Origin of the sequence: Glutamicibacter nicotianae, assembly GCF_006539525.1 — a bacterium.
Lineage (GTDB): Bacteria > Actinomycetota > Actinomycetes > Actinomycetales > Micrococcaceae > Glutamicibacter > Glutamicibacter nicotianae.
The window spans coordinates 88,989-102,489 of sequence record NZ_BJNE01000006.1 but is presented as its reverse complement, the minus strand read 5'-3'; the positions used below and the strand labels follow the sequence as shown (position 1 = coordinate 102,489).

13 protein-coding genes are annotated in these 13,501 nt (G+C 62.1%); 6 read left to right on the top strand and 7 right to left on the bottom strand.

Features of this window, described 5'->3' with window-relative positions; genetic code table 11:
- Together ANI01nite_RS08945 and ANI01nite_RS08940 are read right to left on the bottom strand one after the other, a co-directional pair.
- Nucleotides 1-975 carry a thiamine pyrophosphate-dependent dehydrogenase E1 component subunit alpha gene (locus tag ANI01nite_RS08945; RefSeq protein WP_141357480.1) on the bottom strand — a complete coding sequence of 325 codons (975 nt, stop codon included), beginning with the start codon at nucleotides 973-975 and terminating at the stop codon, nucleotides 1-3.
- Between the two features lie 66 nt (nucleotides 976-1,041).
- Nucleotides 1,042-1,785: an IclR family transcriptional regulator gene (locus tag ANI01nite_RS08940; protein ID WP_141357478.1), complete on the bottom strand. Its 744-nt coding sequence runs from the start codon at nucleotides 1,783-1,785 to the stop codon at nucleotides 1,042-1,044.
- 190 nt (nucleotides 1,786-1,975) lie between these two features.
- Here ANI01nite_RS08940 and ANI01nite_RS08935 point away from each other — a divergent pair, with 190 nt between their 5' ends.
- Nucleotides 1,976-2,836: a prephenate dehydratase gene (locus ANI01nite_RS08935; RefSeq protein ID WP_141357476.1), complete on the top strand. Its 861-nt coding sequence runs from the start codon at nucleotides 1,976-1,978 to the stop codon at nucleotides 2,834-2,836.
- Between the two features lie 48 nt (nucleotides 2,837-2,884).
- Here the strand turns inward: ANI01nite_RS08935 and ANI01nite_RS08930 are convergent, their stop codons facing one another.
- Nucleotides 2,885-3,559 (bottom strand): response regulator, encoded by a 675-nt coding sequence (locus ANI01nite_RS08930; protein WP_141357475.1) that lies wholly within the window; start codon nucleotides 3,557-3,559, stop codon nucleotides 2,885-2,887.
- A gap of 10 nt (nucleotides 3,560-3,569) precedes the next feature.
- Complete coding sequence (locus ANI01nite_RS08925; protein ID WP_307723208.1) at nucleotides 3,570-5,171, bottom strand: sensor histidine kinase; 1,602 nt, start codon at nucleotides 5,169-5,171, stop codon at nucleotides 3,570-3,572.
- A gap of 239 nt (nucleotides 5,172-5,410) precedes the next feature.
- Here ANI01nite_RS08925 and ANI01nite_RS08920 point away from each other — a divergent pair, with 239 nt between their 5' ends.
- The 4 genes from ANI01nite_RS08920 to ANI01nite_RS08905 are packed head-to-tail and all read left to right on the top strand — an operon-like array spanning nucleotide 5,411 to nucleotide 8,930.
- The gene (locus ANI01nite_RS08920) at nucleotides 5,411-6,424 is read left to right on the top strand and encodes a Bug family tripartite tricarboxylate transporter substrate binding protein (RefSeq protein ID WP_141357473.1); all 1,014 of its coding nucleotides are present in this window, start codon (nucleotides 5,411-5,413) and stop codon (nucleotides 6,422-6,424) included.
- Complete coding sequence (locus tag ANI01nite_RS08915) at nucleotides 6,421-6,924, top strand: tripartite tricarboxylate transporter TctB family protein (protein ID WP_038989643.1); 504 nt, start codon at nucleotides 6,421-6,423, stop codon at nucleotides 6,922-6,924. Before ANI01nite_RS08920 ends, ANI01nite_RS08915 begins: the two co-directional genes overlap by 4 nt.
- Before the next feature lie 21 nt (nucleotides 6,925-6,945).
- Entirely contained in the window at nucleotides 6,946-8,532 is a 1,587-nt protein-coding gene (locus ANI01nite_RS08910) for a tripartite tricarboxylate transporter permease (protein WP_038989644.1), read from the top strand.
- Nucleotides 8,529-8,930 carry a universal stress protein gene (locus ANI01nite_RS08905; protein ID WP_073706764.1) on the top strand — a complete coding sequence of 134 codons (402 nt, stop codon included), beginning with the start codon at nucleotides 8,529-8,531 and terminating at the stop codon, nucleotides 8,928-8,930. Before ANI01nite_RS08910 ends, ANI01nite_RS08905 begins: the two co-directional genes overlap by 4 nt.
- 68 nt (nucleotides 8,931-8,998) lie before the next feature.
- On the opposite strand, the gene ANI01nite_RS08900 is transcribed toward ANI01nite_RS08905, so the two are convergent.
- Nucleotides 8,999-9,400 carry a DUF4282 domain-containing protein gene (locus tag ANI01nite_RS08900; RefSeq protein WP_038989647.1) on the bottom strand — a complete coding sequence of 134 codons (402 nt, stop codon included), beginning with the start codon at nucleotides 9,398-9,400 and terminating at the stop codon, nucleotides 8,999-9,001.
- 178 nt (nucleotides 9,401-9,578) lie between these two features.
- On the opposite strand from ANI01nite_RS08900, the gene ANI01nite_RS08895 reads away from it, so the two are divergent.
- Nucleotides 9,579-10,595 carry a S66 family peptidase gene (locus ANI01nite_RS08895; RefSeq protein WP_141357471.1) on the top strand — a complete coding sequence of 339 codons (1,017 nt, stop codon included), beginning with the start codon at nucleotides 9,579-9,581 and terminating at the stop codon, nucleotides 10,593-10,595.
- A 49-nt stretch (nucleotides 10,596-10,644) separates the two neighbouring features.
- On the opposite strand, the gene ANI01nite_RS08890 is transcribed toward ANI01nite_RS08895, so the two are convergent.
- Both ANI01nite_RS08890 and ANI01nite_RS08885 read right to left on the bottom strand, forming a co-directional pair.
- Nucleotides 10,645-12,066 (bottom strand): plasmid pRiA4b ORF-3 family protein, encoded by a 1,422-nt coding sequence (locus tag ANI01nite_RS08890; RefSeq protein WP_170214611.1) that lies wholly within the window; start codon nucleotides 12,064-12,066, stop codon nucleotides 10,645-10,647.
- A gap of 135 nt (nucleotides 12,067-12,201) precedes the next feature.
- Nucleotides 12,202-13,299, bottom strand: coding sequence for a pyridoxal-phosphate-dependent aminotransferase family protein (locus ANI01nite_RS08885; RefSeq protein WP_038989650.1), 1,098 nt, complete (start codon nucleotides 13,297-13,299; stop codon nucleotides 12,202-12,204).
- Between the last annotated feature and the right edge of the window lie 202 nt (nucleotides 13,300-13,501).

Below are 13,501 nucleotides of genomic sequence, written 5' to 3'. Positions count from 1 at the left end.
CTATGCGAAAACGTAGTCGCCGGCGGTGGATGGGTCAGGTTCAGGGCTGGATTTGGCGAATTCCACTGCAGCTTCCACCCGCTTGACCGCTTCGCTGCGGGTTTGCTCCACGAAGGAATCGTCAATGACCCCTGCATCGCGCAAGGTCTGCTCGTAAGTCGGAATCGGGTCGCGGCCCGGAACTCCTTCCAGATCAGAGCGGTATCCCTGGGCATCGCCTTCGAAGTGGCCCCACAGGCGCAGCGTGCTCACTTCCAGCAAGCTCGGTCCCCCGCCATTGCGTGCCCGTTCAAATGCCTTGCCGGCTTCTTCGTAGACGGATTCAACAGCGTTGTCTTCAACCCGGACTCCGGGAATGCCGTAGGCGGCTGCTCGCACCGCGTTGGATGGCACCGAGGTGGACTGCGAGCGCGGAACCGAGATTCCCCAGTCATTGTCTTCCACCACGAAGATCACTGGCAGCTTCCACAGGGCCGCAAGGTTCAGCGATTCGTGGAAGGCACCTTGGTTGGCGGCGCCTTCGCCGGCTACCGCGATAGCTACATTATTGGTGCCTCGGCGCTTCATGGCCAGGGCCTGGCCGACGGCTACTGGCAAGCCTTCGCCGATGATTCCGGAACAGGAGAATTTGGCTTTCGGATCAAACAGGTGCATGTGTCCGCCTCGACCGCGGCCTAGCCCGTCAACCCTGCCGAAGATCTCGGCGGTCATCGCATTGATCTCCACGCCGTGGGCCAGTGCGAAGTGATGCGGACGGTGCGTCGCGGTGACGGAGTCGCCGTCGATGGCATGCGCGCAGACTCCGGCGGCTACTGGTTCCTGTCCTGCGGCCAGGTGCATCTCGCCGGGAATCAGGCCAGCACCAATATCGAAGACCGGCTTTTTATCGGCGTGATACTCACGCAAGATCGTCTCTTCGTATGTCCTGATCGTTACCATCTGCTGGTAAAGCTCACGTTGAGTGTTCGAGTCCATGTCCCCTCCTTGGGCCTAGGATTCAATGATGTAATCCACGTCACACACTCAACAAGAGGAGGAATTTCAAATGGTGATAAGAGGTGTCCCCATGGCCAGCCCCAACCTGCGAGCGGCGCGCTTCAGGCTCACCAATTCTTCCGCAGCCAACGTGCGCTGCGAGGGTAGTGAAACAGCAACAGCACCGACCAAGCCATTGGAACAGATCGGGGCGGCATGGCAGCTGATCCCCAGCAGGTACTCTTCCTTATCCGACCAGATGGGAACATCCTCGGCCAGGCTGCGCTCCAGGTTGCCCTTGCTGGTGATGGTGTTGGGTGTCAGGTCATGCAGGTCATGGCTGTTGATGTAGTCATCGCGCAATTCCTCGCTCAAGTTGGCAAGTATCGCCTTGCCGAACGCCGTGGCATGCCCCGATTCATGGACGCCCACCCACAGATCCACACTGCGACCTTCAGGCCCTTCGACCATGGCGAGCAAATGGATTTCGCCTTCTTGGTAGGTAGTCAAATAGGTGGCCGCGCCCAGCTCGGCACTAAGTGAGCGCAAAACTGGCCTTATACGAGGAAGGAATTCTTGCACGGCCTCGTTCTGGACGGTCAGCGCTGTGGCGCCTATCGCATACCCGCCGTCAACCTTGGACAGATACCCCTCGAACTCCAAAGTTCGCAGCAAATGGTAAGTGGTCGGCAAAGGAAGCTCTGTCATACGTGCCAGCTTTTTCGCAGGCAAAGGCATGGTGCTGGACGCCACAGCTTCAAGCAGGCGAAGCGCCTTTTGCACCGAACCAATCAAGGTAGGTTCTGCCAACTTGCACCCCCAAGAACAGAAGAAGACCCCACAGCTTCATTAGTGATCCGCATCATACCCCAATGATGCTACTGCCCAACAGGGAGCCGATTCAACATCCATCGCACTCCAGAAGCACTTTCCCGAAAGGCGCACGAAACCTTGGTATTTGCTTTTCTGCCCTCCGGTAGAGCTGGGATATGTTGGTTCAATGCGCAAGAAGATTTCCTACCAAGGCGAGGCCGGTTCCAACTCGAATATGGCCTGCATGCAGCGTTTCCCCGAGATGGAAGCCGTTCCGTGCGCCAGCTTCGAGGACGCATTCGCCATGGTGGAAAACGGCGAATCCGAACTGGCAATGATTCCGATAGAGAACTCCATTGCCGGCCGCGTTGCCGATATCCACGTCCTGCTTCCCGAATCGGATCTGCACATTGTCGGCGAGCATTACCTGCGCATCCGCTTCGACCTGCTCGGGCTGCCGGGCAGCAGCATCGCCGGAGCCACCGAAGTGCACAGCCACATCCATGCGCTCGGCCAGTGCCGCAAGGTCATCCGCGAGCACGGGCTGATCCCGGTGATCGCCGGTGATACTGCAGGTTCGGCCCGCGAAGTGCGCGACTGGAACGATCCTGCCAAGCTGTCGCTCGCGCCGCCCATGGCAGCCGAACTCTACGGCTTGGATGTGCTGGCCTCCGGGGTCGAGGACGACCAGACGAATACGACCCGCTTCGTGGTGCTCGCCCGCAAGCAGGACCTGCCGCACCGCTCGCAGCTTCCCGACTCAGTGATTACCACCCTGGTGTTCCAGGCGCGCAACGTGCCCAGCGCCCTGTACAAGGCATTGGGCGGATTCGCGACGAACGGCGTGAATATCACCCGCTTGGAAAGCTACATGGTCGGTTCGTCCTTCGCCGCCACCACCTTCATGGTCGACATCGAGGGCCATCCCGAAGACTTGCCCGTGCGCCTGGCGTTGGAAGAGCTGGAATTCTTCACCTGGGAAATCAAGATCCTCGGCACCTACGCCGCCAGCGAGCATCGCCAACGCGTTTCGGCAGCTTTCGTCTAGGCCTGCACCCGCTTCCGGCGCCTGCAGGCATCGGGAAGCGCCAGGGGCCTATGTCCTCCACGAGTAGCGGCGTTCGGGCCTGCCGACTCCCCCGTAGCGCAGGTTCACCTGCGCCAAGTTCTCTTCGGCAAGGTATTCCAGATACCGGCGAGCGCTCACCCGGGAGGTCCCGAGCTTTTCAGCCGTTTCGGTGGCCGAGATGGGTTCGGCGGCTTCCTTGACGATGTTCTGGACCAGCTCCATGGTTTCGGCGCTGCAGCCTTTGGGCAGCGGGCGGCGCTGCTGTCCGGCGAGGCCGAAGAGCCTGTTGACGTCGGCCTGCTGCAGTTCCTGGTCGGTGGCCTGCCCCAGCGGCTGGTAGGTCTTGGCGTAGTGCTCCAGGCGCTCGCGCAGGTCCTCGCGCGAGAAGGGCTTCATCAGGTAGTGGACAATCCCTCCGCGCAGCGCACGGCGCACGGTCTCCATTTCCCGCGCCGCACTGATCACCAGGACGTCGAGTTCCGGCTGGACTTCGCGCAAACGCTGCAACAGGTCCAGTCCATTCATGTCGGGCAAGTGGATGTCGAGCAAGATCAGATCCGGAGATAGCGCGGCGGCGGCCTTGAGCGCGTCGCTCGCGGAGTGCGCCACGCCGACCACGGTAAATCCAGGCTCGCTGTTGACGAACCCTGCGTGCACCTTGGCGACCATGAAGTCATCGTCGATCACCAGTACTTTGATCACTTCTTGCTTCCTACTTCCTGAGCGTGGCGGTAAACCGGGCACCGTGGCCACTGGCTGCGGCCAGCTCCCCGCCGCGGCGCCGGCACACGAGGCGGCTGATCGCCAGGCCGAAGCCCCGGCCGCCGGAGACCGAGCTGTCCTTGGTGGAGAAACCCTGGGTGAAGATCTCGTCGATGGCATCTTCGGCGATCCCTTCTCCATTGTCGCTCACGATGACGCGGACCAACTCGTTGGTTTCCTCGATGCCGACCTTGATTTGAGGCGTGGATGCCGAGATGGCCGCGTCCATCGCATTATCGACGAGATTGCCGATCACCGTGGTCAGATCCCGCGCCAGCTGGTCCTCGCACCGGCCCAAGGCCGAGTTCGGCACCATCGCCAGTTGCACCCCGCGTTCGGTGGCGACGCTGGACTTGGCAATCAGCAGCGCAGCAATCGTGGGTTCTGCGATGCAGGCGGAGACGTCCTCGAAGATCTTGCTCCTGCTGAAGCTCACGCCATCGATGAAGCCGATGACCTCGTCGTATTCCGCGAGCTGGATCAACCCGGAAATCGCGTGCAGCTGGTTGGCGAATTCGTGGGTCTGCGCCCTGAGCATGTCGGCCGTGGCCTTGCTGTCGCCCAGTTCCTGCTCCAGCAGGGTCAGTTCGGTCTTGTCGCGGAAGGTGGTGACGGAGCCCAGGTCCCGCCTGGCGGTCTTGACCGGCATGCGGTTGAACACCAGGACCCGCTCGCCGACAAGGAATTGGCGGTCGGGCTGCTCCTGGCTGGTGTTCAGCGCGTGCCGCACCTGCGGCGCCACCTCCAATTCGTCCAGGGTCTTGCCGACACAGTCATCGGGCAGTTGCAGCAGCTCGACGGCGATGTCATTGGCCAGCATCACCCGGCTGTCCGGAGACACCGAGATGATGCCTTCCTTGACTCCGTGCAGCAGGGCCTCTCGGTGCTCGAACAGCTCCGCGATTTCGCCCGGTTCCATCCCGCGGGTCTGGTGCTTGACCCTGCGGGAGAGCAGTACCGAGCCGGTGGTTCCCAGCACCAGGGAAATGAGCAGGGTGGCCAAGGCGCTGGGAGCGATATCCTGGATCATTTCGCCGGTACTGGGATAGCTTTGGCCTGCGCTGACAATGCCGACCATCTTCCCGTCGTCATCCAGCACCGGTACCTGGGCAATCAGCACATGGTTGCCATTGCGCCAGATTTCCCCGGTCCATCCGCGGCCTTCGGCGACAGCGGATTCGGGGTGCAGGATCGAGGTTCCCACTTCATCGGGGTAGCTGGAGGTGATGACGGTGCCCTGGGGATCGGCGATGATCACGAATTGCAATCCCGAGGTGCTGCGTACCGATTCACCCATGGCAGGCAACGCCGAGCCCATTTCCGGCTCCGCTTGCGGAAGCAGAACGCGCAGCAGCGGGTTGGCGGCCAGCGATTCGGCTGCCGAGAGGCTGCGGCGCCCCTCGATCTTCTCGAAGTTATTGGTGGCCTGGGTCAGCGCGACCGTGATGACTCCTGCGAGCACCACGGCGATAATCAGCAGTTGCAGGACCAGGTACTGTCCGGCCAGGGTCATCCTGCGGCGCGGGTACAGCTGAGCGAGAAATAAACGCATGGACTTCATTGCCTCGCCCCCAAAATTCCAGAATTCCACTGCGCCCACGGCAAACCCCCGCTGGGCGGCTTGCAGCTGGCACTGTGCTACCTTATCGAAGATTTGAATGGTTCAGATCACAATTTCTGGTTACACAATGAACAGTATTTTCTTTGAGTACGCAAGAGTGACTTGCTTCACCATCGCGCATAGGTTGAAATCACTCGCAACCCCGATGAAAGCAAAGAGGCTGAGTCAACATGAAACCATTCAAGTCCTTCCGTGCGCTGACGGCGCTGGCCGCGGCTGCCGCGCTTGCACTGACCGCCACTGGCTGCGGCGTGACCTCCGAGACCTCCAGCACCGACGCTGCAGAGTCCAAGGGCCCAATCGCGAACCTTCGCATCATGGTGCCGAACACCCCAGGCGGCGGCTACGACACCACCGCCCGCGTTGCTGCCAAGGTGATGGATGACGCGTCGCTGGCCAGCAACCCAGAAGTCTTCAACCTTGCAGGTGCCGGCGGTACCGTCGGCCTGGCCCGCATTGTCAACGAGAAGGGCAACGGCGATCTGGCCATGCTCATGGGCCTGGGCGTGGTCGGTGCCAGCTACACCAACGAAACCGACGCCAAGCTGACCGAGACCACGCCGATTGCCAAGCTCATCGAAGAGCCCGGAGCGATCATGGTGTCCAAGGATTCGCCATACAAGACCATCGATGACTTGGTGAAGGCCTGGAAGAAGGATCCGAGCAAGCTCTCGGTCGGCGGCGGCTCCTCCCCTGGCGGACCGGACCACCTGCTGCCGATGCAGCTGGCTGAAGCCGTGGGCATTGATCCCAAGGACGTGAACTTCGTATCCTACGACGGCGGCGGCGATTTGCTGCCTGCCATCCTGGGCAACAAGCTGGCCTTCGCGGCCTCCGGTGCCGGCGAGTACATGCAGCAGATCGAAGAGGGCTCCGTGCGCGTGCTGGCCACCAGCGGCGAGGAGCGCCTCGAAGGCGTGGACGCGCCAACCCTGAAGGAATCGGGCATCGACCTGGTCTTCTCCAACTGGCGCGGCCTGGTGGCTCCGCCGGAGATCTCCGAGGAGGACAAGGCCAAGTGGGTCAACCTGATCACCGATATGCATGATTCGGCCGAATGGCAGGAAGCCTTGAAGACCAACGGCTGGAGCGATGCCTTCATGACCGGCGATGAGTTCTCGGCCTTCCTCACCGAGCAGGACGAGCGCGTTGCCAACGTCCTGAAGACCCTGGGTCTGGCGTGAGCGAAGTAAGCACCGCAAAGAAGAAACGCGTCGAACTCCTGTTCGCCGCGTTTCTTCTTCTCGTCGGAATCATCGTGTTTGTTGATGCGTCGCAGCTGCATGTGACGTACTCCCAGGCAGACGTGGTCGGCCCCAAGGCCCTGCCCTACGTCGTCTCGGGCATTCTTGTTCTTTCAGCCATTGCCTTGGCCATTACCGTGATGCGCGGAAACCTCGCCGAGGGCGAAGAAGGCGAAGACGTGGATCTGAGCCAGCCCTCGGACTGGAAGGTCCTGCTGCCGCTGATCGGCGTCTTCGTGCTGAACCTGCTGATCGTGAACTGGGCCGGCTGGGTCATCTCGGGAACCATCATGTTCTTCGGTGCGGCGACCTGCCTGGGCGCCCGACGCTGGGTTTTGACCCTGGTCATTTCCCTCGCACTGGCTCTCGGTTCCTTCTACGGCTTCTACCTTGGCCTGGGCATCAAGCTTCCGGCCGGAATCCTCTCGGGGGTGCTGTAAGTGGAAACTCTTGACCTCTTGATGGGCGGCTTCGCCTCGGCGCTGACCCCGATCAACCTGCTCTTCGCCTTCGCCGGAGTCCTCCTGGGCACCGCTGTCGGCGTGCTGCCGGGCATCGGCCCGGCCATGGCCGTGGCCTTGCTGCTGCCACTGACCTTCGGCATGGAAACCTCCAGTGCGCTGATCATGTTCGCGGGCATCTACTACGGCGGGATGTACGGCGGGTCAACCACCTCGATCCTGCTCAATACCCCCGGCGAATCCGCGACAGTCATCACCGCCATCGAAGGCCACAAGATGGCCAAGGCGGGCCGGGCCGCCCAAGCGTTGGCCACCGCGGCCATCGGCTCCTTCGTTGCCGGCACCATCGGCACCGCGCTGCTGGTGACCGTTGCCCCGATCGTCGTGAAGTTCGCCGTGAGCCTGGGTGCGCCGAGCTACTTCGCAATCATGGTCCTCGCTTTGGTCACCGTGACCGCCGTGCTGGGTTCTTCCAAGATCCGCGGTTTCGCCGCCCTGGGCCTGGGCCTGGCCATCGGCCTGGTCGGCATGGACCCGGTCTCCGGGCAGAGCCGCCTGACCTTCGGCTTCGCGCCACTGGTCGACGGCATGGACATCGTGGTGGTCGCCGTGGCGATCTTCGCCATTGGCGAGGCGCTGTGGATTGCCGCGCACCTGCGCACCAGCCCTGCACGCACCATTCCGGTGGGTGCCCCGTGGATGGGCAAGGAAGACTGGAAGCGTTCGTGGAAGCCCTGGCTTCGCGGCACCGCCTACGGGTTCCCCTTCGGCGCGCTGCCTGCCGGCGGTGCCGAAGTTCCGACCTTCCTCTCCTATGTCACCGAGAAGAAGCTCTCCAAGCATCCGGAGGAGTTCGGCCACGGCGCCATCGAGGGCGTTGCCGGCCCGGAAGCTGCCAACAACGCCTCGGCCGCTGGCACGCTGACTCCAATGCTTGCCCTGGGCCTGCCCACCAATGCCACCGCTGCGGTGATGCTGGCGTTCTTGACCATGAAGGGCATCCAGCCCGGTCCGCTGCTCTTCGAGAATGAGCCCGACTTGGTGTGGGCGCTGATTGCCAGCTTGTTCATCGGCAACACGCTGTTGCTGCTGATCAACCTGCCTTTGGCACCGCTATGGGCTAAGTTGCTGAAGATCCCGCGCCCCTACCTGTATGCGGGCATCTTGTTCTTCGCTACGCTCGGTGCCTTCTCGGTGAACATGCAGGTCGCCGACCTCTGGCTGCTGCTGATCATCGGCTTGCTGGGCTTCGCCTTGCGCCGCTTCGGCCTCCCGGTGCTTCCGCTGATTCTGGGTGTCATCATCGGCCCCATGGCCGAGGAACAGCTGCGCAAGACCTTCCAGCTCAGTGCCGGCGAGGTCTCGGGGCTGTGGAGCGAGCCGCTGGCCGTGGGCATCTACGTGCTCATCGCCTTCCTGCTCCTGCTGCCGGTGCTGATCTCCATCATCCGGCGCAAGCGCGGAACCGGGTCGGACGTTGCAGAAGCCCTGCTGGGCGAGAACGCAGCTGGCGGCGACCAGACCGAGCTGGCAGAGCCTGCCCACCGCAATGAGCACAGCCACGGTGCTGGAAGGAATGAATCATGACAATCGTAGTGGGGTACATCCCCTCGCCTGAAGGCGAAGCCGCCCTGGAACGGGCAATTATCGAGGCTAGGCGCAACGAGGCGCGATTGATCGTGGTGAACTCCTCCAAAGGCGACCAGCTGGTAGACGACAGGCTCATTGATGCGAAGCAGTATCACGAACTGGAAGCCCGGCTTGCTGAGGCAGGCATCGATTTCTGGATTGAACGCCATTCCCAGGGAGCCGATGCGGCAGACCAGATCCTGCACATCGCCGAGGCGCAACGTGCCGAGCTGATCGTGATCGGTCTGCGCAAGCGCACGGCCATGGGCAAGTTCCTCATGGGGAGCAACGCGCAACGGATCCTGCTCCAAGCCTCCTGCCCGGTGCTCTCGCTGAAGGCATCCAGCGACTGGTAATCCTGCCACTCCTTCGCGCGAAACGGCCGATGGCCCGCACCAGTGGTGCGGGCCATCGGCCTCTAACCCTACTTCTGGTAGGGGTTGGCTGGCGGAGTGTTGTTGCCGCCATTGGCAGTTGGATCCTGCGGCTGCTGCGGAGCCGGCGGATTTCCCGGGTGCGGGCGGTAGCCGCCGTCTGCCGGCGGGATGCCGCCGGCCAGTCGAACCAGTTCAGTGGTGTTCTCCGCGGTGCGGATCTGCGCCAGCAAGGATTCGAGGCTTGCACGGACCAGAACCAAGTAGACCAGGGACACCAATGGACCGACGATCAAGAGCATCAGGAAGCCGAGCATCGCGTCAGCCATGAACCCGGTAATCACCAGTCCGAGGTAGCCGATAGCCAACAGGACCATGATCAAGATGTAGACGATCTTGATGATCGATGGCGTGATGAACTGCCTGAAATCCAAGTCGAAGAGGGACTTCACCGTATTTCCTGCTTTCTTTAGAGAAATCGTGCTGTCACGCCCACGCTATCGAATTTCTCAGGAATCGCACAGTAGCTGGAGCGGAATATCATCATTTGTTGCAAAAAATTTCGCCAACAATTCCCGAACAGTCACTGCAGCTATTCTCCAAAGCTACGCCAGGGCCTAGACTGGTGGAATGCCAAGCCCACTGAAGCCGACCGTCATCCCTGCCCGATTGCAAGCCGGAGACGCCGTCAGGGTCATCGCACCCTCGTGTTCCCGCACCTTCGTGATGGAATTCGACAATACGCAGTGGGTCAATGAACGCTTCGATGCCATGGGGCTCAAGCTGGAATTCGGCGAGCACGTGGATGAGAATGACGATTTCGACAGCTCATCCATCCCATCGCGCGTGGCCGATCTGCATGCCGCGTTTGCTGATGCATCTGTCGCAGGGATCATCTCGGTCATTGGCGGCTTCAATTCCAACGAGCTGCTACCCTACCTCGACTGGGAGCTCATTGCCGCCAACCCCAAGGTCTTCTGCGGCTACTCGGATTTCACCGCGCTGGCCAACGCCGTGCACGCCAAGACCGGGTTAGTGACCTACATCGGCGCGCACTGGTCCAGCTTCGGCATGCGCGATCACTTCGAGCCGACCGGCCAGTGGTTCCGGGCGGCAACCCACGAGCATGCCTGGAGCATCGAGCACGCCACTGAATTCACCGACGACCTGTGGTTCATGGACCAGGACAATCGCAGCGTCAACGCAAGCAGCGGACCATGGATCCTGAACGAAGGCGCTGCCACGGGCATGGTGATCGGCGGGCACCTGGGCACGCTGAGGCTGCTGCAGGGAACCGAGTTCATGCCGTCCCTGGACGGGGCTGTGCTATTCGTCGAGGACGACGGCGCCGCGGACGTCCACGAATTCGCGCGCAGCCTTGCCTCGCTGCTGCAGATTCCTGGAGCCGAGAAAATCCGCGGCCTTGCCATCGGCCGATTCCAGCTCGAATCCAGCATTTCGCGTGACCTGCTGGAACAAATCGTTGCCAAGCATCCGTTGCTCTCCACCGTGCCGGTGGTCGCCAACCTCGACTTCGGGCATACCTCGCCGATGTTCACCATCCCCATCGGCGGCATCGCCCGGCTCGAAGCCCGAGGTCAGGTGCCCCGCATGGATTTTGCCCACGAGGCGCACCAGCTGGATTAGCAGCCATTCCCAGCCGCACGGGCTGAGCACCTGAGGCTCCCGCGTGCTTCTAGTGCTGCAGCAGGTAGCGGGACAGCTCGGCCAGCCGCGGGTTGAGCTCTTCCTTCTTGTCTTCCCGGTGCAGCCGGTACTCCAGCAGCCGTTCGACCAGGTACCACTCTTCGACGCTGGGCAGCCACGAGTCGCCGTTGACCGGGCGTTGCTGGTTCGGGTCCCAGTAGCCGAAAATTTCCAGGATCTCGGACCTGTCCAAGAAGAACTCCGGCTGCGCCGAGTAGCGTTGCATGCGATCCGGGATGTACCTACCGGCGCGGATGAGCCACCCGGCGAACGTCGAGTCGCACTCGATGTTCCGGTCCCGAACATCATTGCCCTTGTACTGTGCCAGGCGCGAGGCCATGTGCTCCGCCATCGCCGTTGGATCATCCATGAGCTTGCGCCCACGCTGGGTGGTGGTGAGCACTCCCTTGGCCTTGCGCAGATGCCCCATGCGCTGCGCAGCTTCGCGAATCCTGGCCACGGTCAGCATGTTGTTTTCGCGCTTGGAGGACCCGCTTTCGAAGTCGATGCCTTCCAGGTCTGAACGTTCCACGAGATCGCCGACAACTTTCGGCGGCATCCAGCCAGCCTTGGTGAGAATCAGCCCGTCGCTGCACAGCTCGGCGAGCACCGTGAAGGGCCGCACCAGCTGAATGAACCAGGACGGCGGCGGCCCGCCGGCCGGCTGCAAGCCCAGGCCGATTTGGGCGGCAGGTACGGACATGGCCAGGCGCAACTCCGGATCCATCGACTCGAACCAACGGCCCAGGCCATTGAAGCCGGCGCCCTGGGCGGCAAGCAGTTCCAAGCGCCGACCGGCTACTTCGGCATCGAAGACTCCGGGATTGAACGGATTCCAGCGCCCACCGCGCCAGTGCATCCAGGCGATGATCTGCTCCGCTTCATCGTCCTCGAGGTCTTCCCAGCTGTCGGGCGCTGGATTGCCGTTGAAGAAGCCCAGCTTCTCGTACCAGCCGTGGATTCCGCCGCTATCCTCCAGCGGGGCACGCAGCTCGCCGTCCACGACCCGGTAGGGCGGGTCGCCAGCCGCCTTGGCGTGCTGCGATACCACCGTGATCTTGTGCATCCAGCCGTCGCCGAAGTCGTATTCGAAGTAGAGTTCACCTTCCGCCGCCCTGAGCGCCTGGCCCAGGGTGGTGGTCTCCTGGGCTTCGCCCAGTCCGATCTCCAGCCGGCTCTGTTCCTCGTACCAGGTGATGGCCTCGTCGGTGCGCGATCGGAGATGCGGGTTGATGCTGTGGAAGGCCTGCAGGTGCGCGTGCTCCCAGCCCATCGCGCACTGCAGGGCCAGTCCCGCCTCGTCGAGCATGAGGCTGTCGTCCATGTCCATGGTGCGCCAGATCAACGGGTCGGACCCGACAAGTTCGATTCGCACGGTCAGCATTCGTTGCAGTGAAATCACACCAGTCATGGTCTTGAGCATATCTGCCCACTGCCCGAATCCAGAACGGCGAGCACGGAAGAAGACGCGGCAAGCATCCGCGAAAAGGTCGAGGGACCCGCCCGGACAAATCCCGGCGGGTCCCTCGACAGCAAAAGTGGGCGATCAGGCCTTGGCGATCGCTTCCTTCAGCGCGGACAGCAGCAACGCCACCGACCCCGGATTCGCGTTGGGGCCCATCATGCCGATGCGCCACACGGTGCTCGCGTACTTGCCCACGCCGCCGCCGATTTCAATATTGAAGCGGTCAAGCAGGTAGCCGCGGACCTTCGCAGAGTCAACGCCTTCAGGAACGTAGACGGTGGTCAGCTGCGGCAGGCGGAACCCCTCCTGGGCAAAGAGCTCCAAGCCCATTTCCTGCAAGCCAGCTTGCAGCAACCCGCCAGCTTCCTGGTGGCGAGCAGTTACTGCTTCCAGGCCCTCGGCCATGATCCGGTCGATGCCAGCCTCCAGCGAAGCAACCATCGCGACCGGCGCGGTGTGGTGGTAGGTGCGCTGCCCTCCGGTGGGACCGGTGGCGTAGCCACCGAGCAAGCCCAGATCCAGGTACCAGGACTGCGGCTTCTGGACCCGGCGTTCGAAAGCGCGGTCCGAAATCGTGAATGGCGCCAGGCCGGGAGCCACGCCGAGGCATTTCTGCGTGCCTGCATAGCCGACGTCGATGCCCCATTCATCTGCCAGCACTGGCATGCCGCCAATGGAAGTCACTGCATCGGTGATCAGCAGGGCGTCGCCCTTGATTGCTCCGAGCGCGGCAATATTGGAAACAACGCCGGTACTGGTTTCGGCATGCACGCCGGCAATGACGGTTGGGTTCGGGTGCGCTGCGGCAACGCGTTCGGCGTCGATTGGAGTTCCGTATTCATGCTCAACGCGGACCACTTCTGCGCCAACGCGCGATGCAACTTCGCACATGCGCTCGCCGAACAGGCCGTTGATGGCGATCACCGCAACGTCGCCCGGATTAATGGTGTTCACGAACGCGGCTTCCATGCCAGCTGATCCCGTCGCGCTCAGCGGCAGGGTGCGGGAGTTCTTGGTTCCCCAGAGAGTGCGCAAGCCATCGGCAACGCGGTCCATCCGTGCGATGAACTCCGGATCCAAATGTCCCAGCAGCGGCAAGCCGAGTGCCGCAGTGGCTTCTGGGTACGGGTTGCAGGGACCTGGTCCGAACAGATGGCGCTGAAGAACAGTCTTGCTCATGATGACTCTCTTTCATCTCAATGGGATGTTCCAACTAGAGCCCAGCTTATCCCTCATTTCACGGCAAAACGAAACATATCTTCCGCATTGCAAAATTTTCAGCGAGAGCTGCGCAGCTTCGGGCACGAGCGCGGAGAGATATTCCGGCAATACTGCTGGAGATTCAGGAATGGCGGCGTGCGGGTGCCAACTCATCTGCCGC